At 41.2% G+C, this 26,601-nt stretch carries 24 protein-coding genes; 11 read left to right on the top strand and 13 right to left on the bottom strand.

Annotated features, from left to right (window positions below; all coding sequences use genetic code 11):
* Nucleotides 1-305 precede the first annotated feature (305 nt).
* Nucleotides 306-1,337 carry an N-acetylmuramoyl-L-alanine amidase family protein gene (locus B3317_RS00355; protein ID WP_291107215.1) on the bottom strand — a complete coding sequence of 344 codons (1,032 nt, stop codon included), beginning with the start codon at nucleotides 1,335-1,337 and terminating at the stop codon, nucleotides 306-308.
* A 142-nt stretch (nucleotides 1,338-1,479) separates the two neighbouring features.
* Nucleotides 1,480-2,775: a phosphopyruvate hydratase gene (gene eno / locus B3317_RS00350; RefSeq protein ID WP_006800140.1), complete on the bottom strand. Its 1,296-nt coding sequence runs from the start codon at nucleotides 2,773-2,775 to the stop codon at nucleotides 1,480-1,482.
* Between the two features lie 331 nt (nucleotides 2,776-3,106).
* Between eno and B3317_RS00345 the strand changes: the two genes are divergently transcribed.
* From B3317_RS00345 to B3317_RS00320, 6 genes are all read left to right on the top strand, one after another.
* The gene (locus B3317_RS00345) at nucleotides 3,107-5,932 is read left to right on the top strand and encodes an FAD-binding and (Fe-S)-binding domain-containing protein (RefSeq protein WP_291107208.1); all 2,826 of its coding nucleotides are present in this window, start codon (nucleotides 3,107-3,109) and stop codon (nucleotides 5,930-5,932) included.
* Nucleotides 5,933-5,985: 53 nt separating this feature from the next.
* Nucleotides 5,986-7,140, top strand: coding sequence for a Gfo/Idh/MocA family protein (locus tag B3317_RS00340; protein WP_291107205.1), 1,155 nt, complete (start codon nucleotides 5,986-5,988; stop codon nucleotides 7,138-7,140).
* Between the two features lie 181 nt (nucleotides 7,141-7,321).
* The gene (locus tag B3317_RS00335; protein WP_291107202.1) at nucleotides 7,322-8,713 is read left to right on the top strand and encodes a TolC family protein; all 1,392 of its coding nucleotides are present in this window, start codon (nucleotides 7,322-7,324) and stop codon (nucleotides 8,711-8,713) included.
* Nucleotides 8,714-8,836: 123 nt separating this feature from the next.
* Nucleotides 8,837-9,829, top strand: a complete 993-nt coding sequence (locus B3317_RS00330) for an HlyD family secretion protein (RefSeq protein WP_291107200.1) — start codon at nucleotides 8,837-8,839, stop codon at nucleotides 9,827-9,829.
* A 91-nt stretch (nucleotides 9,830-9,920) separates the two neighbouring features.
* Nucleotides 9,921-11,090, top strand: a complete 1,170-nt coding sequence (locus B3317_RS00325; protein ID WP_291107197.1) for an ABC transporter permease — start codon at nucleotides 9,921-9,923, stop codon at nucleotides 11,088-11,090.
* Between the two features lie 22 nt (nucleotides 11,091-11,112).
* Nucleotides 11,113-12,309: an ABC transporter permease gene (locus B3317_RS00320; protein WP_291107194.1), complete on the top strand. Its 1,197-nt coding sequence runs from the start codon at nucleotides 11,113-11,115 to the stop codon at nucleotides 12,307-12,309.
* Nucleotides 12,310-12,349: 40 nt separating this feature from the next.
* Here B3317_RS00320 and B3317_RS00315 read toward each other — a convergent pair whose 3' ends face one another.
* A complete protein-coding gene (locus tag B3317_RS00315; RefSeq protein ID WP_291107191.1) occupies nucleotides 12,350-12,646 on the bottom strand; it encodes a putative signal transducing protein in 297 nt (98 codons plus the stop codon).
* Between the two features lie 208 nt (nucleotides 12,647-12,854).
* Between B3317_RS00315 and B3317_RS00310 the strand changes: the two genes are divergently transcribed.
* A complete protein-coding gene (locus tag B3317_RS00310; RefSeq protein ID WP_291107189.1) occupies nucleotides 12,855-14,360 on the top strand; it encodes a catalase in 1,506 nt (501 codons plus the stop codon).
* Nucleotides 14,361-14,426: 66 nt separating this feature from the next.
* Here the strand turns inward: B3317_RS00310 and B3317_RS00305 are convergent, their stop codons facing one another.
* The 6 genes from B3317_RS00305 to yihA form a co-directional block, all read right to left on the bottom strand.
* The gene (locus tag B3317_RS00305; RefSeq protein ID WP_006800149.1) at nucleotides 14,427-14,663 is read right to left on the bottom strand and encodes a hypothetical protein; all 237 of its coding nucleotides are present in this window, start codon (nucleotides 14,661-14,663) and stop codon (nucleotides 14,427-14,429) included.
* Nucleotides 14,664-14,791: 128 nt separating this feature from the next.
* Complete coding sequence (rpsA, locus tag B3317_RS00300) at nucleotides 14,792-16,594, bottom strand: 30S ribosomal protein S1 (protein ID WP_291107217.1); 1,803 nt, start codon at nucleotides 16,592-16,594, stop codon at nucleotides 14,792-14,794.
* Between the two features lie 189 nt (nucleotides 16,595-16,783).
* Nucleotides 16,784-17,821 carry an inorganic phosphate transporter gene (locus B3317_RS00295; protein ID WP_291107183.1) on the bottom strand — a complete coding sequence of 346 codons (1,038 nt, stop codon included), beginning with the start codon at nucleotides 17,819-17,821 and terminating at the stop codon, nucleotides 16,784-16,786.
* A gap of 11 nt (nucleotides 17,822-17,832) precedes the next feature.
* Complete coding sequence (locus tag B3317_RS00290; protein WP_291107181.1) at nucleotides 17,833-18,480, bottom strand: DUF47 domain-containing protein; 648 nt, start codon at nucleotides 18,478-18,480, stop codon at nucleotides 17,833-17,835.
* 161 nt (nucleotides 18,481-18,641) lie between these two features.
* Entirely contained in the window at nucleotides 18,642-19,286 is a 645-nt protein-coding gene (locus tag B3317_RS00285; RefSeq protein WP_291107178.1) for a carbohydrate-binding family 9-like protein, read from the bottom strand.
* Between the two features lie 39 nt (nucleotides 19,287-19,325).
* The gene (yihA, locus tag B3317_RS00280; RefSeq protein ID WP_291107175.1) at nucleotides 19,326-19,922 is read right to left on the bottom strand and encodes a ribosome biogenesis GTP-binding protein YihA/YsxC; all 597 of its coding nucleotides are present in this window, start codon (nucleotides 19,920-19,922) and stop codon (nucleotides 19,326-19,328) included.
* A 112-nt stretch (nucleotides 19,923-20,034) separates the two neighbouring features.
* Here yihA and B3317_RS00275 point away from each other — a divergent pair, with 112 nt between their 5' ends.
* Both B3317_RS00275 and B3317_RS00270 read left to right on the top strand, forming a co-directional pair.
* On the top strand, nucleotides 20,035-20,454 hold the full coding sequence (locus tag B3317_RS00275) for a hypothetical protein (protein WP_291107172.1): 420 nt from the start codon (nucleotides 20,035-20,037) through the stop codon (nucleotides 20,452-20,454).
* A 3-nt stretch (nucleotides 20,455-20,457) separates the two neighbouring features.
* Nucleotides 20,458-20,943 carry a GNAT family N-acetyltransferase gene (locus B3317_RS00270; protein WP_291107169.1) on the top strand — a complete coding sequence of 162 codons (486 nt, stop codon included), beginning with the start codon at nucleotides 20,458-20,460 and terminating at the stop codon, nucleotides 20,941-20,943.
* Here the strand turns inward: B3317_RS00270 and B3317_RS00265 are convergent.
* Nucleotides 20,938-22,203 carry an FtsX-like permease family protein gene (locus B3317_RS00265; protein WP_291107167.1) on the bottom strand — a complete coding sequence of 422 codons (1,266 nt, stop codon included), beginning with the start codon at nucleotides 22,201-22,203 and terminating at the stop codon, nucleotides 20,938-20,940. The genes B3317_RS00270 and B3317_RS00265 overlap by 6 nt on opposite strands.
* 102 nt (nucleotides 22,204-22,305) lie before the next feature.
* Nucleotides 22,306-22,650: a 30S ribosome-binding factor RbfA gene (gene rbfA / locus B3317_RS00260; RefSeq protein ID WP_291107164.1), complete on the bottom strand. Its 345-nt coding sequence runs from the start codon at nucleotides 22,648-22,650 to the stop codon at nucleotides 22,306-22,308.
* 437 nt (nucleotides 22,651-23,087) lie between these two features.
* Between rbfA and B3317_RS00255 the strand changes: the two genes are divergently transcribed.
* Complete coding sequence (locus B3317_RS00255; RefSeq protein ID WP_291107161.1) at nucleotides 23,088-23,741, top strand: hypothetical protein; 654 nt, start codon at nucleotides 23,088-23,090, stop codon at nucleotides 23,739-23,741.
* Nucleotides 23,742-23,904: 163 nt separating this feature from the next.
* Here B3317_RS00255 and B3317_RS00250 read toward each other — a convergent pair whose 3' ends face one another.
* The gene (locus tag B3317_RS00250; protein WP_291107158.1) at nucleotides 23,905-24,549 is read right to left on the bottom strand and encodes an O-methyltransferase; all 645 of its coding nucleotides are present in this window, start codon (nucleotides 24,547-24,549) and stop codon (nucleotides 23,905-23,907) included.
* A gap of 133 nt (nucleotides 24,550-24,682) precedes the next feature.
* Between B3317_RS00250 and B3317_RS00245 the strand changes: the two genes are divergently transcribed.
* A complete protein-coding gene (locus B3317_RS00245; protein ID WP_291107155.1) occupies nucleotides 24,683-25,036 on the top strand; it encodes a cupin domain-containing protein in 354 nt (117 codons plus the stop codon).
* Nucleotides 25,037-25,132: 96 nt separating this feature from the next.
* On the opposite strand, the gene pyk is transcribed toward B3317_RS00245, so the two are convergent.
* Nucleotides 25,133-26,599 carry a pyruvate kinase gene (pyk, locus tag B3317_RS00240; protein ID WP_291107152.1) on the bottom strand — a complete coding sequence of 489 codons (1,467 nt, stop codon included), beginning with the start codon at nucleotides 26,597-26,599 and terminating at the stop codon, nucleotides 25,133-25,135.
* Between the last annotated feature and the right edge of the window lie 2 nt (nucleotides 26,600-26,601).

Genomic DNA, 26,601 nt, shown 5'->3' with positions numbered 1-26,601 from the left:
AAAAGAAGAGGCATGGGAACTGTCGTAATTTATCCTACTTAAAGGCTCTGCAAAGCCCACCCAAAAGATAAACGGACAGTCCCACGCCTCCTGTATAACAAAAGACGTGGAACATCTGTTTATTATCCTTATGGGTAAAAATTTTGCAGATTCTTAAGTAAGGATAATATTACATGTCTCTTAATTAAATTCGATAAAATCTAACCGGATTCTCAACGCCATGATAAGACCGGTTACGGGGATAAAAATAAATGTTATTTTTTAAAATTAAGAAATTTTTCGTTGTTTTTTTTAACAGAAGATTGTTATTTTCCTCTCTTCCAGTTCTCATAATCCGTAATAAACCCGCGACACATCCAGTTTGCCAAAGCCTGACGGTTATTAGGATCTAAAAATCTTCGCTGGTCGAAACTGTTTTGAATATTACCCAGTTCAGCATAAATACCCACCGGAGTCGTCTTGTCCAATACAAAGAGACTACGCTCACCAACCGTCCCCGTAAAACCCCTGCCTGGCTGATGCTTATCGTAATGGCTTTCGAAAGTGGTTCTCATTGTATTCGCCAGCTTTTTACCGCCGCTGCTTTTAGGCGCCCAGTAAAAAAAGACATCCAGTTGCTGTTTCTGACTACGGCTGTCTACATGGATAAAAACGGCCCTTTTATATTTCTCTTTCGTCCTTTTTGCCAGACTGTTTATCTTATCACTCCGTTGCTGTAATCTTTTCACCTGATTGAGAGGGATTGCTTCACCCATACAGGTCTCGCGGTCACTGTTAGAAAGATACCTCTCGTCCCGGATGCCATCCACCGCATCTTGTATAATCATATGCACGGTAGCTCCTTCTTCGAGCAGAGCGCGGGCAAGCCGCAGGGTTATATCATAGGCATATTCATCTTCGTGAAGCTCATAACCATCTACCTTACCGATAGCCCCGGGATCAGGGCCGCCATGTCCGCTCGAAAGATAAAAGCAGGTACCTTTCAGCTTATTCGATTTGATTGTATATTCCTGATACTTGCTTCCGAATAGCTTATTTATCTTTGTCTTGCTGTTTTGTTTAACTGCGGCGGGCTTATCCTGAGTTTCCGGATTTTGTGTGCCTGATAATGGGGGGAGCGTATATGCAACACCTTTCAGAAGCGAGTTGTTCCGCCCGAATTTACCTTTATTTAGTTCCAGAAACTGCTCATATTGTGCGCTGCCCGTACGTTTATTCCGTTTGAGGAATAAATGGATACCTTCTCCGTCTCGCGGCGTATCCTTATCGCTCTGAGCAGAAACGCTAATGCTTGAAATAGAAAATAAGAAAAGTAGTATAATGAAAATCTGATTCATAGGCCTGCGACCTTAAGTTGCCGTGTAAAGTAATAATAGCCTTCTTCACCAAGGCTTGCACAAATATATGCAGATTCATATAAAAATCAAAAACCGATGTCTTTTCAGACACCGGTTTTCTATAATATTAAGAATTGACTTCTTATTTTTTGCGTTGAACGCGTTTCCAGCCATAAACAGCTTTGTCACCAAGTTCTTCTTCGATACGAAGAAGTTGGTTATATTTAGCCATACGGTCTGTGCGGCTAAGAGAACCTGTTTTGATCTGTCCTGAGTTAGTTGCAACAGCGATGTCTGCGATAGTAGCATCTTCGGTTTCACCCGAACGGTGAGAAGTTACGCTTGTATATCCTGCACGGTGAGCCATTTCGATAGCATCCAATGTTTCGGAAAGTGTACCGATTTGGTTTACTTTGATAAGGATAGAGTTAGCGCATCCGCTTTCGATACCTTTTTGAAGGAAGTCAACATTAGTTACGAACAAGTCGTCTCCTACAAGCTGAACTTTGTCACCGATAGCATCTGTAAGCTTTTTCCAGCCGTCCCAGTCGCTTTCGTCCATACCGTCTTCGATAGAGTCGATAGGGTATTTTTCGGTCAGTTCTTTAAGGAATTTAACCTGGTCGGCAATTTTGCGTTTTGCACCACCTTTTCCTTCAAATTTACTGTAGTCATACACCTTAGTTTCTCTGTTGAAGAATTCAGATGCAGCACAGTCAAGAGCAATAGTGATATCTTTTCCGGCTTTATAACCTGCATCTTTGATTGCTTTAAGGATAGAATCCAAAGCGTCTTCAGTTCCGTTAAGAGCAGGAGCGAAACCACCTTCATCACCTACTGCTGTGCTAAGGCCACGGTCGTGAAGCACTTTTTTCAATGAGTGGAAAACTTCAGCACCCATTCTCAAACCTTCTTTGAATGATTTTGCGCCTACAGGGCGGATCATAAATTCCTGAAATGCGATAGGAGCATCAGAGTGAGAACCACCATTGATGATGTTCATCATCGGTACAGGCAGCGTATAAGTGTTAGTACCACCGATATAGCGATACAAAGGAAGTTCAAGATAGTTCGCAGCAGCTTTGGCTACAGCAAGAGAAACACCAAGAATAGCGTTAGCGCCTAACTTGGATTTGGTTTTAGTTCCGTCCAGCTTAAGCATTTTGCTGTCGATTCCCCTTTGGTCAAGAGAAGATTCGCCTAGTAAGGCAGGAGCTATTATTTTGTTTACATTATCTACGGCTTTAGTTACACCTTTACCTCCATAACGTTTTTTATCACCATCGCGAAGTTCCAAAGCTTCATTTTCTCCTGTTGAAGCGCCTGATGGTACAGCAGCGCGGCCAAGGATACCGCATTCAAGGGTTACATCAACTTCAATTGTAGGATTTCCTCTTGAATCCAAGATTTCACGTGCGAAAATTTTCTCGATTCTCATTGTTTTTATTTGTTTAAAAATGAATAATGTATTTCGTTTTTTCGTTTGTTAGAGTCTGTTTAAATTTGACCCACAAAATTAGTCTTTTTTCTTGTATTTAAAGAACTAATAAGATGGAATTTATCGGATTTGTATTTTTTTAAACAGCCATCCATCATTTACTATACTTATAAAACAGATGTCACATCATACCTGCAACTTCTTTTTAAGGATTTTTGATAGAGACCTTATTATCCACCTCCTATTAGCACTGATTTCTCAAATATGTTTTATAACTTGCATCTGTTTTATTTCAAACTGTTTATTTTCAATCAACTAAAAAACTATTGCCATGCTACCTGCTAATTATCAGCAACTAAAAGATGAATTATCGAAGACAATCCCTGTCAAACGCATTATCACAAATCCGTTGCAATTATTAGCTTACGGAACAGATGCGAGCTTTTACCGTCTGATTCCGAAAATAGTAGTACAAGTACATACCGAAGAGGAAGCCGTAGAGGTAATCCGCCAAACCGGACGTTTGAATCTTCCCGTAACATACCGGGCAGCAGGCACAAGTCTTTCAGGGCAGGCAATTTCCGATTCCGTACTCATGGTAGCAACTCACGAATGGCGCAAATATACCATTCTGGACGATGACGGTATGAAGATCAGACTGCAACCCGGAATCACTGGTGCAAGAGCCAATATCTACCTGCAACCTTTCGGCCGGAAAATCGGTCCCGACCCTGCCTCAATAAATGCAGCCATGATTGGCGGAATAGCCGCCAACAATGCCAGTGGAATGTGTTGCGGTACGGCTCAGAACTCATATAAAACAATTGCCGACATCCGTATTGTACTCTACGATGGCACCATTCTCGATACATCCGACGAGGAGAGCAAAAAGGCATTCAAAGCAAAGCACCCCGGCATAATAAAGGAAATAGAACAGTTAAGGGACGATATTAAGTCTGATACTGTTTTAGACGAACGCATCAGGCGTAAATTCAAGATTAAGAATACAACCGGCTATAGCATTAATGCACTGGTGGACTATCAAGACCCTTTCGATATCATCAAACACCTGATGATAGGCTCGGAAGGTACACTCGCTTTTATATCCGATATCACCTATCATACCGTTACCGACGAGAAATACAAGGCTTGTGCCCTGATGATATTCGAAACCATCGAACTGGCGTGTGAAGCTGTTCCGCTTTTGCGTGAAAGCCCTGTTTCAGCAGTTGAGTTACTGGATAGAGATTCTATCCGCTCGGTAGAAGACGATCCTGATGCTCCGGACTATTTCCGTACAATGCCCGAAACGGCTTGTGTGTTGCTGGTAGAAATACAGGCAAACGAAAAAGCAGATATGGATGCAAGGGAAACCGCTGTACGTAAGGCTGTGGAAGCGATTCCTACTATACAACCATACAGATTTACTTCCGACCCGAAAGAATATAATTTCAACTGGAAAGCCCGTAAAGGTCTGCTTTCTTCTGTCGGCGGCCTGCGCAAAACAGGGACAACCTGCATCATAGAGGACGTCGCTTTTCCTGTACCCCGTCTCGCGGAAGCATGTATTGCCCTGAAAGCTCTGTTCAAAAAATATGAATACCATGACGCGGTCCTTTTCGGACATGCGCTGGAAGGCAATCTGCACCTGAATTTCTCACAGGATTTCAGTACGCCGAGCGAAGTGCAACGCTATGCCGATATGATGGACGAACTAGCGGATATTGTTGTCAACAAGTTTGACGGCTCACTCAAAGCCGAGCATGGAACAGGCCGTAATATGGCCCCTTTTGTGGAAAAAGAATGGGGCGAAGCTGCCTACAAGATAATGCTCCGCATAAAGAAGATATTCGACCCTTACCACCACATCAACCCGGGTGTGGTAATCAATGAGAATCCGAAGATACATCTCGAGAACCTGAAACCGTTACCTGCCGTAAATGAAATTGTAGACAAATGTATGGAATGCGGTTTCTGCGAACCTAACTGTGTCTCCGAAGGCCTGACCTTATCGCCCCGTCAGCGCATTGTCATAGCCCGGGAGATTTCAAGGCTGAAAGTACAGGGAGAAAATCCGGCACGGCTGAAACAGATGTTGCACGACGCGAAATATTATTCGGACGAAACCTGTGCAACTGACGGCCTTTGCGGACTGGTATGCCCTGTAAAGATAGATACGGGTAAGTTCATAAAAGACCTGCGACATAATGAGGCATCAGGCACAGCCAAAAGTATCGCTTCATATATAGGTAATCGTATGGCAGGAACCACCTCTCTGATGCGGGGCGGACTCAATTTCGTACATGCTTTCCATACCATATTGGGAGATACGCTGATGGGAGGCATCGCATCAGCAATGAGAACCGCATCCTTCAAGACCATTCCCAAATGGAACAAGGATATGCCAAGGGGCGCACACAAGATAAAAGACTCTGTAGTCAACGAGGGACAAGCCGATAAAGTCGTTTATTTTCCATCCTGTATCAATCGCTCGATGGGCAAATCGAACGGTTATGAAAAAGGAGATATGGAACTTACTCAAAAGACCAAAGAGCTACTCCAGCGCGCAGGCTTTACCATTATCTATCCCGAAGGCATCAACCATCTGTGCTGCGGCATGGCCTTTAGCAGTAAAGGACTGAAAGAGGAAGGCTCACGCAAATCTAAGGAACTGGAAGACGCATTATATAAAGCATCCGAAGGAGGTAAATATCCGGTGCTGTTCGATATGAGCCCGTGTTTCTATACTTTTCATGAGGCCTATACGAATAAAGATCTGAAGATATACGATCCGATAGAGTTTATGATCGACTTTGTAATGCCTAAGCTACAAGTCAATAACCCACGGGAAGTAGTAACTGTATTTCCGGTCTGCTCTGTTAAGAAAATCGGGATGGAACAAAAGTTGCTGCAACTTGCTAAAATGTGTTCGAAAGAGGTCGCCTTTGTAGAAAGTAACTGCTGCGGATTTGCCGGAGACAGAGGCTTTACTTATCCCGAACTGAACAAGCACGGGTTAAGGCATCTATCCGAACAGGTTCCTGCCGTCTGCAAAGACGGGTATTCTACCAGCCGCACCTGCGAAATAGGAATGAGTGAATACAGCGACATCAATTTTAAATCTATTTTTTATCTGATAGACGAAGTGACGCGCTGAAAACCGTTTTCAAATGTCTCAATATTAATTACCGCAATATAAATATCTGCATCATGGAACGAAAAATAAGAATGGGAATGATTGGAGGAGGAGAAGGCTCCTTTATCGGTCCTGTACATCGTATCGCCGCGTTTCTCGATGGGCAAATCGAATTGGTATGCGGATGCTTTAGCTCGTCTTTCGAGAATACGAAAGCTACCGCCCGTGCTTTATTTATTCCTGAGAATCGGGCATACCGGACATTTACTGAGATGATAGAGAAAGAGGCTTTACTTCCCGAAGGAGAGCGGATGGATTTTGTCGCTATCGTAACGCCTAACGACTTACATTTCGAACCCGCGATGCTCGCTCTCGAAAATGGCTTCCATGTCGTTCTGGATAAGCCGATGACTTTCACCTTAGATCAGGCATACCGTTTGAAAGAACAGGTTGAAAAAACTGGTTTGCTATTTGCATTAACGCATACATATACCGGATATCCGATGATAAAAGAAGCACGTCACCGTGTCCGGAGAGGCGATTTGGGTAAAATCCGCCGTATATATGTGGAATATCCACAAGGATGGTTGTCTGAAGATATTGCCGGAGAAAATAAACAGGCTGCATGGAGAGTAGACCCCCGGCGGGCCGGTAAGGGTGGTTGTATGGGAGATATAGGAGTACATGCTTACAATCTGGCCGAATATATTTCAGGCCTGGAAGTAGATGAATTATGTGCCGAGCTAAACTCATTCGTTCCTAATCGTATATTAGATGACGACGGGGTTGTTATGATCCGCTACAAAGGCGGAGCTAAAGGTATGCTGGCCGCCTCCCAAATAGCTATAGGGGAAGAGAACGACCTTACAATCCGTATTTACGGAGAAAAAGGCGGCTTATCGTGGCGACAGGAAGAGCCGAATACCATAATCCTTAAATGGGCCGATAAGCCGAATGAAATAATCCGTACGGGATCGGGCTATATGTCATCCCTCTCACAACATAATACACGTGTTCCCGGAGGTCATCCCGAAGGCTATATAGAAGCATTCGCTAATATTTACCGGAACTTTGCGCTGGCTTTAGACTGTATTCTGAAAGGGAATGAGCCAAAACCTGAATATCTTGATTTTCCCACCGTAAAAGACGGGGTGAGAGGTATGCAGTTTATAGAAACCGTTGTAGCATCATCAGAAAGTGAAGATAAGTGGATAAAGATGATTAATTAAGGTTACCTTTGATTTACATGTAAATGACTACTTAAAGCATCCTGACATGAACCTTTTTTTTTACTAAATGTTAAATTATTAGTAAAAAACTAATTGTCGCTATCGTATTTTAGAAAATGTATATACTTTTGCAGATAGTTGCATAAACAATCAATTACAGGTTTATTAGATTAACTCCAGTATGATTAAAAAAAGTTGTGGAATAATTCTCCTTTTAATATCCGTTTTCAATATAAACAGTGCCGCACAGCAACTCCTTAGCCTGGAGCAATGCCGGCAGTTGGCTATAGAAAACAATAAGGCTCTGAAAATAGCATCGGAGCAGGAAAAGATTGCATATTACAATAAGAAAGACGCATTAACCAAATTCTTTCCTGAAATACAATTTCTGGGAGGTTACATGCATAACCAGAAAAACCTGCATCTTATCTCATCATCCGCTATACCCAGTGCAATCCCCTTACCCGTACCTATTGGAGAAATATCTTCCATACCCATTCCTGATAATATAAGAGACGGCATCTGGAAGATGGGCGAAGTAGACATAAAAAACATTTGGGCAGGCGGTTTCAACCTTACCCAGCCTATATTTATGGGTGGAAAAATAATCGCTTATAACGACCTGCGCTCTTACGCCGAAGAACTAGCTAAAACAATGAAAGAAACCCAGATGACAGATGTAATCGTAGAGGTGGATAATGCATACTGGCAGGTAGTATCGGTTGCAAATAAAAGAAAATTAGCCGGGGCCTATGTAGAGCTGATGAAAAAAATGGACTCTGATATTTCAGCTATGGAGCAGGAGGGTGTTGTTACCAAGGCCGACCGCTTATCCGTGAATGTAAAACTGAACGAGGCGGAAATGACGCTTACTAAAGCGGAAAACGGACTTAGCCTTGCCAAGATGCTGTTGACTCAAATATGCGGATTGGAAATCAGCGATGAAATCACGCTGCAAGATGAAAATCTCGACAATCTGATTATCAATGGAGAAAATGAGACGATGCCTAATATAGATGAAGCATTAACCAACAGGACTGAAATAAGAAGCTTGGAACTGGCCACAAAAATATATGGCAAACAGGAGAAGATAGCACAGGCCGACTTTATGCCTAATCTGGCTTTTACAGCCAATTACCTCTGGACAAATCCGAATTTATTTGATGGTTTTGAGAAAAAATTCGGTGGAATGTGGAATGTCGGAGTGGTGCTAAAAGTGCCTCTAAATTTCGTTTCCAGTTCAGCAAAATTAAATGCAGCAAAAGCTGAAACACGTATTAAACGATTTGAACTGGCTGAAGCTAAAGAGAAAATCACTTTACAGATAAACCAGTCAGTATATAAACTGAACGAGGCAAACAAAAAACTGGCATCTACACAAAAGAATACTGAAAAAGCCGATGAAAACCTGCGATATGCTAATGCAGGCTTTGAGGAAGGAGTTATAGCTGCGTCGGATGTAATGGCCGCACATACAGCATGGCTCGCCGCGCATTCCGATAAGATAGATGCACAAATAGATATAATCCTCTGCAAAATATATCTGAATAAAGCGTTAGGGCGAAAATTATAATCCCACCAACCTCCCCAAGGGGAGGTTACAAGGAGAGCATAAAAGAGAAATGGCAAGATAAAAATTAAAAATGGCACAAGCAACTCGTAACTTGTTTACTTGTAACTCGTAACTAATTAAAATATGGATACAGAAAATAAAAAATCAGGGTCGAAACTTATACCTATACTGGTTTTCGCAACAATAATCATTGTAGTGGGCCTTTATGGCTTCTTTTTCCTGAATCAGGAAGATAATATCATACAAGGAGAAGCCGATGTAACGGAAGTCCGTATATCCAGCAAAGTTCCGGGGCGTATATCCAGATATCTGGTCGACGAAGGCAGCTTTGTAAAAAAGGGAGATACACTGGCTATACTTAGCATCCCGGATATAGATGCCAAACTGGCCCAGGCAAGTGCTGCTGAACAAGGAGCTGCCGCACAAAACCAGAAGGCCATAAAGGGAGCGCGTGTAGAGCAAATACAAGGTGCTTACGAAATGTGGCAAAAAGCTAAAGTGGGTGTGGATATAGCCCAGAAATCATTTACCCGTGTACAAAATCTGTATGATAAAGGCGTGGTAACAGCCCAAAAACGGGACGAAGTAGAAGCTCAGCTTAATGCCGCTATCGCTACGGAAAAAGCAGCAAAATCACAGTATGATATGGCTGTGAACGGGGCTGAAAGAGAGGACAAGGAAGCTGCTCTGGCTTTATTGGAGAGGGCAAAAGGCGCAGTTGCAGAAGTAGCTTCATACATATCGGAAAGCTACCTGATTTCACCGACTGACGGAAAAGTAACTGAAAAATTCCCGAACGAAGGTGAACTTGTAGGTACAGGAGCCCCAATAATGAATGTAGCCAAACTGGATGACAAATGGGGTTCATTCAATATTCGCGAAGACCGCCTGAAAGATTATAAAGATCTGGGTAAGACATTCAAGGCATATGTACCAGCACTGGACCAGGATGTAGAGATGACTGTCTACTATGTTAAAGACCTTGGTTCATATGCCGCATGGAAAGCGACAAAAACTACGGGGCAATACGACCGTAAAACGTTTGAAGTGAAAGCCCGGTTCAATGATAAATCGATAGATGTGCTTCCGGGAATGTCCCTGATTATAAAAGAGTAATAACAGCTAGCAGTAAACAGTTAACAACTTATAACTCATAATTCGTAACTGCTCACAAGACGTAGTAACTTGTAATTATCAAAAGAATAAAATGACCAAAGAAACCGGCATATTCGCGATATTCAAAAGAGAATGGCTGCGCATTTCTTCTTCCAAGATATGTATCTGGGGAATATTTGTCGCGCCGTTACTATCCATGATTATACTGTTGTGGATGATGAGCAGCGGACTGCCGTCTCGCATTCCTATTGCGGTTGTAGACCTTGACAATACAACCACTACACGTACACTGATCCGCCAGCTCGACGCTTTCGAGAAAACAGACATCAAGTACAAAAGTCTTTCTTTCAGGGAAGCCAGACAACAAATGGAACGAATGGAAATATATGCGATATTAACCATCCCGAAAGATTTCACAGAAGACGCCATATCGGGGAATCGCCCCAAACTCGTTTATTATACCAATAATGCATTCCTCATATCCGGTTCTCTTCTGTTCCAGGACTTAAAGACGATATCTACACTTGCCTCAGCAGCCGTAGGGCTGCAAACAGCCGAAGCAAAGGGCTTTACGGAAAACCAGATAATGCCTATACTACAACCGATAACAATAGATGCACATCCCTTAGGTAACCCATGGCTCAATTATTCAGTATATCTGAATAATATACTGATGCCCGGAATACTGCAACTTATTATACTGATGTTTACAGTATCCTGTTTCGGTTCGGAAATAAAAGCCGGTAGGGGATCTTATCTGATGGCAATGGGAGACAATTCGATATTAAAGGTAATCATTGGAAAATTATTACCATATACCATTATCTATACGGGTATTGCCTTCTTTTTCATATCAATATTTTATTACATCAATAATTTTCCATTGCATAGCGGTTTCTGGCCAATGTTCCTGAATTACTTTTGTCTGATTCTGGCAGCGCAGGGAATGGGCGTTATCTTATTGGGAATATTCCGCAACTATCGCTTGTCTTTAAGCATTGCAAGCCTTATAGGAATGGTATCGTTCTCCATCACCGGATTTTCATTTTCCACGTTGGCAATGGATGGTAGTTTAAGCGCATTGAGCAACTTTTTCCCTCTGCGTCATTTCTTTCTTATATATGTAGACCAGGCACTCAATGGCATCCCTGTAGGATATTCTATGTATCAGTATGCAGCCTTACTCGTATTCGTATTGCTTGCGGTCTTCTTCTTCGGCGCGATCAGAAAAATGCTGACGGATAATGTATATGAAGAATAAGGTTTAAAATATCAGAAACAGCATGAAGAAATTACTGCTCGATATATATTATGTTTGGATCAATGAACTAAAGGTTGTCTTCAAAGATGGAGCCGTCATACTCCTGTTCTTCATTGTGCCTCTCGCCTATCCTGTTTTATATAGTTTTATATATAATAACGAGACTGCACATGAAGTCAAAGTTGTAGTCGTAGACGATTCCAACTCGGCCCTATCCCGCGAATTCAAACGAAAAGTTGACGCCACAGCTGACGTGAAGATTATCGGATATGCAACTGATATGGAAGAAGCCCGGGAAGCCATGAGAAGGAAAGAGGCATACGGCATCATGTATATCCCGAGAGATTTCAGCAAAAATATAAACACGCAGCAACAAACACAGATCAGTGTATTCTCCGATATGAGCAGCCTGCTGTTTTATAAGGCTATGCTTTTAAGTGCAACAGAGGTATCCCTCGATATGGGAGCCGATATACGGGTTGCCGAAACAGGCGGAGGCAGTCAGGAAGAAGATGCCGCAACACGTCAGACAGTAGAAAACCAGTGGGTAACGATGTATAATCCGCAAAACGGCTTTGCCAGTTTCCTTGTTCCGGCGATCTTAATATTGATTATACAACAGACACTTATATTAGGCATAGCTACAATAGTTGGTACACACAACGACAAGAAACGTTTCACTATTGCCTCTCATACAGCGCAAGGCAAAAGCGTTCATCCCGTAAAACTTACTATCGGAAAAGCTTTCTGTTATGCATCACTTTATATGCTTATATCTGTATGGGTACTGAGAGTCATACCTTACATTTTCAAATTCCCCCAGATAGGTGATCCCCTTACCATTGCAGCTTTTCTGATGCCATTCTTGCTGGCTGCTACATTCTTTGCAATGACATTGTCATACTTCTGTTCTCAACGGGAATTCGGCATGATGTTATTTGTTTTTACCAGCGTACTCTTTATATTCATCTCGGGCATATCATGGCCATGGACTGCAATCCCCGAGCCGATAAAGGCAATTGCCTATATAGCTCCATCTACACCGGGTATTCACGGTTTTATAAAGATAAATACAATGGGGGCGACACTTACCGACGTCTGGTTCGAATATATCGCGTTGTGGATACAGGCCGGAATATATTGTATCACCGCAGTGTTCATGTATAAGTGGTGGATACAAAATTACGACCCGGAATACAAAGGAATGGTAAGGAACTAATATTTTGTCCGTTATCCTCTACCGGAAGCGAAAATACTTTTTATTTCCGCCCAAACCACGAAGCTATTTTCTCATACCATTTTACTAAAAACAAGGTAGATTGGGGTATCTCGAAGTCTTCTTTCCGGGCAAAGCCGCCTTCGAGTAAAAGGTTGATCGCTTGTTTCGCATCCTCTTCCCTTACCTGTAGTTTTATCCCGCCTACGGCATAGGGATGAACCTGATTTATCAACTCATCCTTCAGAAAACAATAGATATCATTATCTTCTAAATATGATTTCGCGACAGCCAATTCCCCCGGAATATTTGAAGTCTTTATTGTTATCATTTCGCCCATAGCATTATACAATTAGTTGTTCTTAAAGATACATATAACCTGTAACTTATCCAAGCCATCATCTGCCTTTGTTAAACGATGATCTGAAAATATTGCAGCATTACTAAAACAAAAAACCGATCTAATTGTTTTAATAATTAAGACTATCTATACATATCTGACTCAAACTGCAATTTTAACTTATATACCACTTTAAACACACCACATTATGGAAGAAAACAAAAAGATTTTAACTACAAATCAGGGGAATCCCGTAGACAATGACCAGGCCTCCATCACTACCCAAAAACACACGATGACTTTGCTGTCTGATGTACATACCGTAGAAAAACTGGCTCATTTCGATAGGGAACGTATTCCCGAAAGAGTTGTACATGCCAAAGGTTCCGGTGCATTCGGCTATTTTGAAGTAACACACGACGTGACAAAGTACACTTGTGCCGATTTCCTCTCACAAGTAGGTAAAAGGACAGAGATGCTCGCGCGTTTTTCCACTGTAGGAGGCGAAAAAGGCTCTGCCGACACTGCCCGTGACCCTCGCGGTTTCGCTTTAAAGTTTTATACCAATCAGGGGAATTATGATATGGTAGGTAATAATACTCCTACATTCTTTATCAGAGACGGTATAAAGTTTCCCGATTTTATCCATACGCAAAAAAGAAATCCGCTTTCCAACCTGAAAGATGCGGATGCATTCTGGGACTTCTTGTCACTCACTCCGGAAAGTATCCATCAGGTTACAATTCTTTTCTCCGACAGAGGGACGCCTGACGGCTATCGTCACATGCATGGTTTTTCGAGCCACACATATATGTGGTACAATGAGAAAGGAGAGCATGTTTGGGTAAAATGGCATTTCAAAACAGATCAGGGGATAAAAAACCTGACAGACCAGCAAGCTACCGAGCTGGCCGGAACTGACCCTGATTACGCTACACGCGATCTGTTTAACAGTATTGAGAAAGGTGATTTTCCTTCCTGGACTGCCTATGTGCAGATCATGAAACCGGAAGAAGCTGATAACTATAAATTCGACCCTTTCGATATTACGAAGGTATGGTTCCACAGCGACTACCCGCTTATCCCTGTAGGTAAATTCGTATTGAACAGAAATCCCCAAAATTACTTTAATGAAATAGAACAAGCAGCCTTCTCTCCGAGTAATTTCGTGCCGGGCATAGCTTCTTCTCCCGACAAGATGCTTCAGGTTCGACTTTTCAGTTATCCGGATACACAGAGGCACCGGCTGGGCACAAACTTCGACCAGCTCCCTGTAAACGCTCCTAAATGCCCTATGCACAATTATCAACGTGACGGAAATATGAATACAGGCAGCCAGAGCAGCGCTCCTAATTATTATCCTAATTCATTCAACGGGCCCGCACCGGATGCAAAATTCACTCCTCCTGCAATTGACGTGCAGGGAATGGCGGCACGTCACGAATATCCATTGGGAGATATCGATTTTGTACAAGCCGGGGCATTATACTCACGCGCCATGTCGGATTATGACAGAAGCAATCTCATAAGCAATATAGTAGGGCATATCAAAAATGCGCAACAACGTATACAATACCGTCAATGCGCCATATTCTATAAAGCGCATCCGGAATACGGGACACGTGTTGCTGAAGGTCTGGAACTAGATATTGCGAAGGTAAAAAATCTGGCCGCAATGAGCCAGGAAGAGAGGGTAAAGGCTACTACCAATTAACTATATTATCAGCAAAAAAGGCGGCCATTTAATATAAATGGCCGCCTTACTTTATTATAAAATAATTCATTCCCGGAAGTCATAATCCTCACGCTTTGCAAATCCTCCTTTAATGAGCAATTCTATTGCACGATTATAATCTCCTGACATCACCTGCAACCTTGCTCCTCCCCCCTCCGGTAAAGAAATTGTGATATATTCCCCATTAACGACACAATCTATGCCATTATCTATCAAATATGATTTTGCGATAGCCAGATCAGCCTCAAAATCAGATGTTTTTACAGTTACCAGCTCATCCATAATATTATTCTTTAGTGAATACTGTTTATAAATATACATAAAATTAATAAGTAATACTATATAAACAAAAAGATAGGGGACGACTTTTACAAGCCGTCCCCTATTCTATTATAAAAGATCTTTAATCCTTATTTAGCATCGCTTCCACCTGAAAGTTTTTCTTTAAGAGCTGCCAGTTCTTCAATATCTCCTAATGTGGTTTTTTCCATATTAGAGGATTGACTCACTGTTTCGTCTTTTTCTTTCTTCGCTGTTTTTCTGGCCTTCTTTTCAGCTGCAGCTTCCTTAGCTTCCGGTTTTTCGTCTTCGAATACACGGCTATGAGAAACGATAATACGTTTAGAGTCCTTGTTGAATTCGATTACTTTGAAGTCTAATTTCTCATCTACTTTCGCTTGAGAACCATCTTCTTTCACTAAGTGTTTTGGCGTTGCAAAACCTTCTACACCATAAGGAAGAGAGATTACAGCACCTTTGTCAACCATTTCAACAACTGTTCCTTCATGTACAGAACCTACAGTAAATATAGTTTCGAATACATCCCAAGGATTTTCTTCAAGTTGTTTGTGACCAAGGCTTAAACGACGGTTTTCTTTATCGATTTCAAGTACCTGTACTTCGATATCAGCACCGATAGCAGTTACTTCGCTAGGGTGTTTGATCTTCTTAGTCCAGGAAAGGTCTGAAATATGGATAAGTCCGTCCACACCTTCTTCTATTTCAGCAAATACACCGAAATTAGTGAAGTTGCGAACTTTAGCTGTATGCTTGCTTCCCACAGGATATTTTTCTTCGATATTTTCCCATGGATCCGGTTTCAATTGTTTGATACCAAGAGACATTTTACGCTCGTCACGGTCAAGAGTAAGCACTACTGCTTCTACTTCATCGCCAACTTTCATAAAGTCCTGTGCACTACGCAGGTGTTGCGCCCAGCTCATTTCTGAAACGTGGATCAAACCTTCTACGCCCGGAGCGATTTCGATAAATGCACCGTAATCAGCCATAACCACAACTTTACCTTTCACCTTATCACCAACTTTAAGTTCAGCGCTAAGAGCATCCCAAGGATGAGGAGTAAGCTGTTTCAAGCCGAGAGCGATACGTTTTTTATCATCGTCGAAGTCAAGGATAACAACGTTTATTTTCTCATCCAGTTTAACCACTTCTTCCGGATGTTGAACACGTCCCCAGGAAAGGTCTGTAATGTGGATAAGTCCGTCTACGCCGCCAAGGTCGATAAATACACCATATGATGTGATGTTCTTAACTGTACCTTCAAGTACCTGACCTTTTTCAAGTTTCGAAATAATATCTTTCTTCTGTTGTTCAAGTTCAGCTTCGATAAGGGCTTTGTGTGAAACAACAACATTTTTGAATTCGTGGTTGATCTTAACAACTTTGAATTCCATTGTCTTACCAACGAATACATCGTAGTCGCGGATAGGTTTCACGTCGATCTGAGAACCCGGCAAGAATGCTTCAATACCGAATACGTCAACGATCATACCGCCCTTAGTACGACATTTGATGTAACCTTTGATGATTTCATCTTTTTCAAGAGCCTCGTTAACACGATCCCAAGAACGTGTAGCACGCGCTTTTTTGTGAGAAAGGATAAGTTGTCCTTTTTTATCTTCCTGGCTTTCGATGTATACTTCTACTTCGTCACCAATTTTCAGATCAGGATTGTAACGGAATTCATTCATCGATACAACACCATCTGATTTGTAACCGATATTAACCACGACTTCGCGTTTGTTCATAGCAGTTACTTTACCCATGACTACTTCTTTGTCGTTTACTTTATTCAGCGACTGGTCATAGGTTTCTACAAGTTCTTCTTTGCTCTTACCTGTATAAGAGTCTCCTTTTTCGTACGCATCCCAGTCGAAATCTACAACCGGCTGTACATTTTTTAAATTGTCAATCATTCAAATTCGATCTGGCGCCTGTCCTGATCAGTATCATTAAAAGTTAAACATTTTTTGCTCCGAAAAGCGGTGCAAAGATATTGTTTTTCAGAATATAAAGCAATTCTGAAGTATATTTTAATAATCTTTTTTTATTTATGGAGCATCCCGGCTTAATATCTTTTGTGGCAAAGTAAAGCCTGCTTACTATGCAATAAACAGCCCCAGCCCGTAATAAAAGAGCATAGCCATAACCGCACTCACCGGAATAGTCAGAATCCAGGCCACAAGCAAGTCTTTTGTCACTCCCCAGCGCACAGCCGAAAGGCGTTTTATGGAACCTACTCCGATAATACTACCGGTGATTACATGTGTTGTACTCACCGGCACATGCAATACTTCGGTGATAAACAATGTCAGTGCACCTGCCGACTGGGCACAAAAACCCTCTATCGGTGTAATTTTGGTGATACGGTTACCCATTGTTTTCATTATCTTCCATCCTCCACACATGGTACCGACTGCTATTGCCGTAAAACAAACCAAAGGAACCCAATCGTGCATATCTGCCATCGAGCTCATTTGTAACCATGGATGCACATCAACATTCGTTTGGGAGAATGCAATCAACGCTGCGGCAATTATACCCATGACTTTTTGCGAGTCATTAAGACCGTGTCCTATACTAAGTAATGCAGAAGATATAAGTTGCAGTCTTTTAAACCACCGGTCGGCTTTGTTCGGTTTAACCTTTTTCACCAGATGGAGTGTCAGCAATGTAATAAAATTACCACCAACCATACCTATTAGTGGAGCCACAACAATAAACAATGCTATAACGCCTATCACCCCTGCATGCACAGCCTGAAAACCCGAAGCGGCAATACCGGCTCCGGCGAATCCGCCGATAAGTGTATGTGATGAAGACGAAGGTATACCCAGCCACCATGTAATCAGATTCCAGGTGATAGCAGCTACCAGCCCCGCAATAATAACATGCGAAGGATTGGATATAAAACTCATATCCACGGTCTTCGAAACAGTATCGGCTATACCGAAACCTCCGATAATAAATTTGGCGATAAAATAAGCAACAAAGTTGAAGAATGCAGCCCAGATAACGGCTTGGGTGGGGGTAAGAACTTTTGTGGATACGACTGTAGCTATTGAGTTAGCCGCATCGTGGAATCCATTGATAAAATCGAAAATAATGGCTAAAACAATAATTATTATCAGTAATGTCATTTCTACGTTGATTATGAGTACTTAACAATCATTGTCTTAATAATCTTCCCGACGGCTTCGGAGGCGTCAGTAGCCCGTTCGAGTTCGTGGAGAATATCTTTAAGTTTTATAACTTCGATGGCATCTGTTTCATTCTCAAACAGGTCGATGAGGAAATGCTCATACACATCATCCGCCTTTTTCTCAATAACGCCTAATTGTTCGCAATATTCTTTAATCTTGGTCGTACTCTTCTTCAGGATATCCAGCTCATCGATTGCCTGAACCAGAAAACCGGCTGATTCGCGCACAAACATGGCTAAACGGGTTGCAGCCTCGGGCATTACTTTCGGGCTGTAAAGCATAATGCGTTTTGCACAACTGTTGATCAAATCAGTTACATCATCCATTGTTGCCGAAAGATGGTTAATATCTTCCCTGTCGAACGGAGTGATAAACGTTTCATTCAACTCTTCAAAAATTTTGTTTTGGATAGCGTCTGCTTTGCGTTCCTGTTCTTTGATTTTCTTGTAGTATTCTACAGCATCATTGTGGCTAGTCACCTGAACGCATTCGATAATCAGGTCAGACGCGGCCAGAATCACCTGGGCCATCTCGCTCATTAGCGGAAAGAACTTGTTTTCTTTAGGTTTAAACCTATCGAAGAAATTATTTTTCATAAAAATTTAAATATATCCATATTTGAAAAGGAGTACAAGAAGAATGCAACTCCAAACGCATGCAAAGATAAAAAAAAATCTATTCCACGAAAGCTTTTTTAACATAAAAATAAAAACGATATCTCCCTCTGAATTTGGCGGTTAGCTCTATTTATATATTTTCATTCAAATTGTATATCCCCGAAATATAAAGGCATGTGAAAATTTGGCGTTTCTGTCCTGACCGGACTCCATGAAAGAAAGTGCGGGAGAGTCAGGTTATCTCCGCATTTATAAAAATTCCCACGTGCTTTTACTCCGCTGAATGTTTCCAATCCGGATTGCCAATAGACCGAAACCGGAACAACGACCAACATATTCCACTTAAAATCTCCCTGCCTCTTTCCGAAGGGCTCCGTACCCAAGCTCGGATACCGTTTTACCGAAGATAATAATGCCGGAGCAGCATGTACAGAATCGGCCTTGTCTTTCCTATACCCTAAGAGCACTTTGCCGATACAGGACATTTCCAGATTGTAATAATGGAGAGAGTCCCCGAATGATATAAAAAACTCGACGCATGAATCTTTCCAGACAGGGCCGTTATCTTCACTCGCTTCAGCCAGAATTTCATTTTCTTCAACAAAGAATTGAAGGAACAGATGTGTTCCGTTATGAGCTATCTTGAATGCAGTTTTTGGCTTAGACGGGTAAAGTTCCGGCCAATTTACGCAGGATATCTCATGTTCAGGGACTTTCTGCATGCATTCTGTTATACTTGCACAATTACTGGCATCTGCCACGTCAATCACCGGTACAAACAACATAGGGTATTCTATTTAGGTTTTAAATAATTATCTTATTTCTTATAAACTTTTGTTTATCTGCTCAATATAGCCCAATATCTCATCTGCTCCCAATCTATGCTCGGCAGATGAATAAAATACAGGGGGGATTTCTTCCCATGTTTCTTTCAGCCTATCTGTATATGCTTCTGAATTTTTCTTCAAGGCACCTTTACTCAACTTATCTATCTTGGTAAACACAATAGCAAAAGGCACACCTTTCTCTCCCAGCCAGTTCATAAATTCAATATCTATCTGCTGCGGCTCGTGACGGCAGTCCAACAACAGGAACAAGCAGGTTAGCTCTGCTCTGTTTATGATATAACTGTCTATAATTTTCCTGATTTGTTCACGTCCTTCTTTCCCCCGCTGGGCATAACCGTATCCGGGCAAATCGACCAGATACCAGTCATTATTGATTATGAAATGGTTTATCAATTGTGTTTTCCCCGGCTTGGAGGAAGTCATAGCAAGACCTTTTCTGTTTGTCAGCATATTAATAAGTGAAGATTTACCGACATTGGAGCGCCCGATAAAAGCATATTCGGGCTTTCCATCCTGTGGACATTTGCGGTAATCGGTATTACTTATTACAAACTGAGCATCTTTTATTATCATTATCTTATCCTCTTTTATGAAGTAGAACTACAAAAATAGTCTAAAAATATGAATATCTTTGCTTTCTGAACATAACATCTTATATATTGGTTTAACATTAAAACGTAAAATCATGACAGCAAAGAAAGTCATTATAACAATCGCGGTCATTATTATCGCCGGCCTTCTCATTTTCGGATATGTCAGGTACTTTGTCCCGTTCAGCGACTCGGGCGTGAAAGCCGGTATACTGAATAACGTAAAGCACAAGGGTATCATTTTCAAAACATATGAAGGAGAGCTTATACAATCCGGATTCGGTCAGGGTATGCAAGGACTTCAATCTAACGAATTTCAATTTTCGATAGACGATAAAGGCCTGGCTATAAAGCTGATGGGTATGAGCGGACAAAATGTAAAACTCCACTATAAAGAATATTACGGCAGACTGCCCTGGCGCGGCTACTCGAAATTTGTTGTAGACAGCATCGTTTCCGCAGATCCTGTAATGCCAAATCAGACAAACGAAATTCCACCTCTTATTGCTCAATAGTTTATGATAAGAGACGTAACTCAGGACGACGCAAAAAAAATTGCGGAGATTTACAATTATTATATAGAAAAGACCATTGTTACTTTTGAGTATGATATGGTAAGCGAACAGACAATAAAGGACCGCATAAAAAAAGTAAAAGATAAGAACTTCCCTTATTTTGTCTACGAACAAGACGGCATTGTTATCGGCTATGCGTATCTCAGCAACTGGCGCGAACGGGCGGCATACGATATAACTCTGGAAACCAGCGTATATCTCGACCATAAAGCAACCGGAGGTGGAATCGGCAGTATCCTTTATCAGGAACTGATAGACAGGGCACGCAAGATAAACCTCCATTCCCTGATAGGTGTCATATCGCTGCCAAATCCCGAAAGCCGGAAACTACACCGGAAATTCAATTTCGAACTGATCGGAAATTTTAAGGAATCGGGAATAAAATTCGGGAAATTGATCGACGTGGAATTTTGGCAACTGATATTATAAACGTTTGCGCAGATTATTCACAGGATAAATCACCGCAAGAAGGCTGATTAGACTTACTGTGACAAATATGAGCAAGACATCCAATGGTTCCACCACTACCGGATAAGCATCCATAACAAACGTCCCCGGGGTAGAGCCAAGTTGTAACAACCCGAAATGTTGCTGCAACAGGCATATTATAAGACCCAGTATTATCCCTGCAATAGTACCTACGAGGGTTATCAGACATCCTTCGAACAGAAAAATTTTCAGTATAAGCTTATTATCAGCCCCTAAGTTTTTCAGAATCCTGATATCTTCATTCTTTTCTATAATAAGTATCGTCAATGAACCTACAATATTAAAAACTGCAATCACCAGTATTATAGCCAGTATAAGGAAAGTAACCCATTTCTCTATGCTTACCATACGAAACAGATCCTCCTGTTGTTCAAAACGGTTTTTAACAAGGTAATGATCGCCTAAGATGGACTTTATCTTCGCCTGAACCTTATCTGCTTCCGCCACATTTTTCAACTTTATATCAATAGAAGACACTTCAGTTTCATACCTTAACAGTTCGCGCGCAAGGTCTATGGATACAATCATCATCTGATCGTCATACTTTGCCTGATTCAAAGCAAATACCCCGCTGACAAACACACTGGAACGATCAAACGCCGTAGATGGATTAGCCGGATTGACCCTTACATCCCTTTTAGGCACATAAATCTCCACGGGATTGACAAAGTTGGCACGTACTCCGAGAAACATAGCCAGGCCTGCTCCCACTACACCGTTATCTATATGCCACTCGGTCAGCGAATCAGACTCCGCGTTTTCAGCCGTACCGGAAGCATCTTCCCGCAATAAGAAACGGCCGTCTATAATAAGTTTATCTATATCCGCGAGATCTTCGAATTTCTTCGATACCCCTTTTAGTATGATAGGCTCCTGACGTTCCCCGTTCTTCAACAGGGCGTTTTCTTCGAGTGATTCGGATGTAAATGCTATTTCAGTTATCTTTTTCACTTCCCCGATCTGAGGATTGTCCGGATCGAACACCTTTCCCTGCGCAGGGGTAATTTGCAGTTCGGGATCAAATGCGCTGAATGTCCGGGACACAACCCCGGTGAATCCGTTAAATACAGAAAGGACACAAACCAGAGCCGCTGTAGCCAAAGCTATCCCGAACACCGATATCATGGATATAATATTGATGGCATTATGTGACTTTTTGGCGAAAAGATAACGCCGGGCTATGTGAAACGAAAGGTTCAAGTTCTATTCTTCCTTTTTAAGGTCGCAAACCTATTTACTACTTTTTATCTGCAACAACAATAGTCGGTTTCGATTAAGGGATGTTGCATTAAATTCTTTCTTTTACTTATTATCTGAGTTCAGCAGTTTATCTATATTCTCCAGATAATCGAGCGAATCGTCCAGATAAAAGCTCAATTCGGGTATTACACGCAATTGCTTGCCTACCTTCTGGCCTAAATCGAAACGCAAAGCCTTTACATTCGTCTTAATATTAGCGAGCAGCTCTTTCGCCTGTTCGGACGGAAAAATGCTCAGATATACTTTTGCCAATCCCAGATCGGGGCTGACACGCACTGTACTCACAGAAACGAGTACACCTCGCATCTGCTGCGTCTGCTTCCTGAATATTTCACTTAGTTCCTTTTGAATAAGGCGGTTTATTTTTTGCTGTCTGGTAGTATCCATGTTATATTATTTTGGGTACAAAGGTAGGAATTTAGTTATAAGTTATAGGTTATGAGCTATGGGTATTTTAGAAAAAAAGGTAATAACCAACGGTCACAGGAGCGTAGTGTATGTAAAAGTAGTATATTTTTAATTAACATAAATGTACCTTTTACAGCTTAGCGCTCAATACTTTCAATCAATTACTTGCTAAAACTCGACAAAACTAACACTTTTTATATATTTCCCTGTCACTTTTTCAATCTATAAATTTCCTCATTACTTCAAAGAACTATTTACTAATAGCAAAAGGCTATCAGCTCTAATTACATAGATAAAGTCTTATTTATTTTATCGGATTCGCTATTTGTCATTGAGGTTTTCAGATTGTAAAAAGCCTATGGTGCGAGTATGTTTAAATTAATTATCTTTATGCAATAAACCATTTATTTAATATTATGAAAAAATATTTAGTCTTCTCATTTTTTGTATTATATACAATTATTACTCATGCTCAATGGAATTCGACAGGAAATAATAGTTCAACAGGTAGTCTTTCTATAGGAGGGAATATTAACCTTGTCGCAAGTAAGTTCTTCACAGCCAGGCCCGGAGACGGATTCACTTATGATGACCAAGCAATGGATCATTATGCGTTAAGATGGGGACATGATTCATGGAGAACTACAGGAGGGTATACTCTATGGCTAAGTTCGTATGGAGGTATAAAATTCTTTACGGCAGGGACTCCCAGATTTACTATAAATAACAGTGGCTATGTTGGAATAGGGACGACAAATCCGACCGCTTTACTTAGTGTTAATGGTACTATCCGCTCCAAAGAAGTAAAAATAGAAGCTACTGGCTGGTCAGATTTCGTTTTTGCTCCAGATTATAGACTTCCTACTCTATCGGAAGTAGAAAGGTATATCAAAGAAAAACAACATTTACCAGATGTTCCTTCCGAAAAAGAAGTAATAGAAAATGGTATCAGTGTTGGGGCGATGCAGGCTAAACTATTACAGAAGATAGAAGAGCTGACTTTGTATGTAATAGACTTGAAAAAAGAAAATGAGGAAATAAAGAAGAAATTAGAGGATATTAAAAGATAATAACTTTTATATTTTTGTCCTCTCCCTTCAGATTTAGCTCTGTTGACTGTAGAGCAATCCGATAATTTATTACTTTCGGATTACAAATCTGAAAGGGTAAAGGAACTGGCAGATACTAGCTTTATCCTATAGATAAGCTTTAAATTATCATTTGATATATGATTTATTTTTTCCAGATCAATGTCAACCCATCCCGTACAGGCAGGATAACTTTCTCCACCCTTTCATCTTCAGCAAGCATATCATTAAAAGCCTGTATTCCGATAGTCTGTTTATCTGAGGGCTTCGGAGTATCCAACACATGCCCGTCCCACAGGGTATTATCGGCTATAATAAGCCCACCCGGACGTACTTTATCGAAGATGAGATTATAATATTCTATATAATGACGCTTATTGGCATCTATAAACACCATATCGAATATGCGGTCTATTTTGGGTATAATTTCCATTGCATCACCTATATGCAGATGTATCTTATCTTTCAACTTTGTCTTATGAAGATATTTCACGATGAAATCTTCCAGTTCGTCGTTTACCTCTATGGTATGAATCTCTGCATCATCGGCTGCGCCCTCAGCCATACAAAGGGTTGCATAAGCTGTATATGTGCCTATTTCCAGTATATATTTAGGCTGCACCATCCGGCAAAACATATTCAACATCCTGCCTTGTAAATGCCCCGACAACATACGCGGCTTCAAGAGGTTTACATGTGCATCCCGATTAAGTTGTTTCAACAAATCCCCTTCATCATCTATATGGGAGAGAATATAATTTTCAATGGCTTCGTTTTTGTCTAATGACATTGTTTATTACAATAAATTGGATAATCTAACACAGGCTAAAGATAATCATTTCGCAATTATTTTCAGAAAACAACGATACTTTCCAATATATTTCTTAATTTTAAGACATTACACCTTTAAAATCTATAGAATTATGAGCAGAGTGATAGATAAAAATTCAGCGCCTCATTATTTCTGGGGCGACAGATGTAGTAGTTGGATTCTCATGAACAGGGATTCTTTATCGGTGAAAATTGAAACCATGCCTGCCGGAACCCGGGAGACTTTGCACTTCCATACTTCCTCACGGCAATTCTTCTTTGTACTGAAAGGCTCGGCAATCTTTTACGTAGACGGAAAAAGAGTAACCGTAAAAGATCAGCAAGGTATTCTGATAGAGCCTATGATGAAGCATTATATTGCAAATGAAACATCGGGGCCAATCGATTTTATACTTGTATCGCAACCGGACAATGATACGACTAACGACAGAACGGATGTAGAATAAAACATAAAAAGGATGCTTTCCAAGCATCCTTTTTTATTCTGGAAAAGCGACAAATTAAAACGTATCATTCAAATTCATCACTTACAACTTTCAACCTTAATCTACCGGTACTTCGAAAGCATCGCCTGCATCTACTACACGGCCAACACCATTGATTTCAAGGAAAGAAGTTCCTTTACCTTCTCCGAATGAACCGCTAAGGTAAGCAACCTGATCTTCTTTCTTAACCAGTCCTTTGTCTAACATAGAGTTAAGAGCCTTCAGGAAATATTGTTTATGCTGGTGAGTTGTAAATCCGGTCGATTCCTGATAACTTGCCTGTATTCCGTAACATACTGAAAGTTGACGGGCAACTTCGTTGCTGCAGCAAACAGCATAAACAGGACATTTACTGCGGAATGCAGCGATCGTACGGGCTGTACGGCCGGTATAGCTATCTGTGATAATAGCAGCCAGACCCAACTGAGTCGCAGCTTTTACAGCTTGTTTTGCCAGGAATGATGTAGTATCATATTCCTCATCCTTAAACGGAACAGGAATAACTTTCTCGTCCAGTTTAGATTGCTCTGTAGTAGCACAGATCTGAGCCATTGTACGAACAGCTTCCAAAGGATATTTACCGTAAGCAGTTTCACCGCTCAACATCACTGCATCCGTTCCGTAGTATACCGCATTGGCGATGTCTGTTACTTCGGCACGTGTAGGACGTGGATTCTCGATCATTGTGTGCAACATCTGAGTAGCTACGATAACCGGTTTCTTATATTCGATAGACTTACGGATAAGCAAACGCTGGATTGCCGGAATTTTTTCCTGTGGTACTTCGATACCAAGGTCACCACGCGCAACCATCACACCGTATGCTGTTTCGAAGATTTCGTCGATATTGTCAACACCTTCCTGATTTTCGATTTTAGCGATAATCTTGATCGGGCTGTTATACTCGTCAAGGATTTTTTGTACATCCAAAACGTCTTGTTTGTTTCTCACAAATGAGTGAGCGATAAAGTCGGCTTTATTTTCGATAGCGATTTCGATACTTCTTTTATCTTTTGCTGTGATAGAAGGAAGGTTTACGCTGACACCCGGTATGTTTACACTCTTGCGGTTGCCGATAGTTCCATCATTCTGGATTTCGCAAAGAAGGTAATCAGCTGTTTTATCTATCACTTTCATTGCAGTTTCACCATCATCAACGAGAAGCGTGCTACCTACAGGCACATCCTGTACGATACTTGGATAAGAAACACCGATTTGCTCTTGAGTAGAAAGGAAATCCAAATCTCCGACAACTTTAACTTTATCGCCTGTTTTTACAATGATCTTTTCTCCCGACGCATTTTTAGCTGTACGTATTTCCGGACCTTTAGTATCCATCATGATACCAATGTAAGGAGATACTGCGCGTACATTTGTCATTACTTGAATAAAGCCTTCTTCTGTCATGTGGGCTGAATTCATTCTAACAACGTTGATTCCCGCGTCGTACAACGACTTGATGAAATCAACATCACAACGCATGTCTGAAATTGTAGCTACAATTTTCGTTTTCTTCTGAGTCATAA

Origin of the sequence: Dysgonomonas sp. UBA7710 (assembly GCF_002482385.1) — a bacterium.
Classification (GTDB): domain Bacteria; phylum Bacteroidota; class Bacteroidia; order Bacteroidales; family Dysgonomonadaceae; genus Dysgonomonas.
The sequence above is the reverse complement of the archived record's forward strand: the minus strand, read 5'-3'. Positions and strand labels throughout refer to the sequence as shown.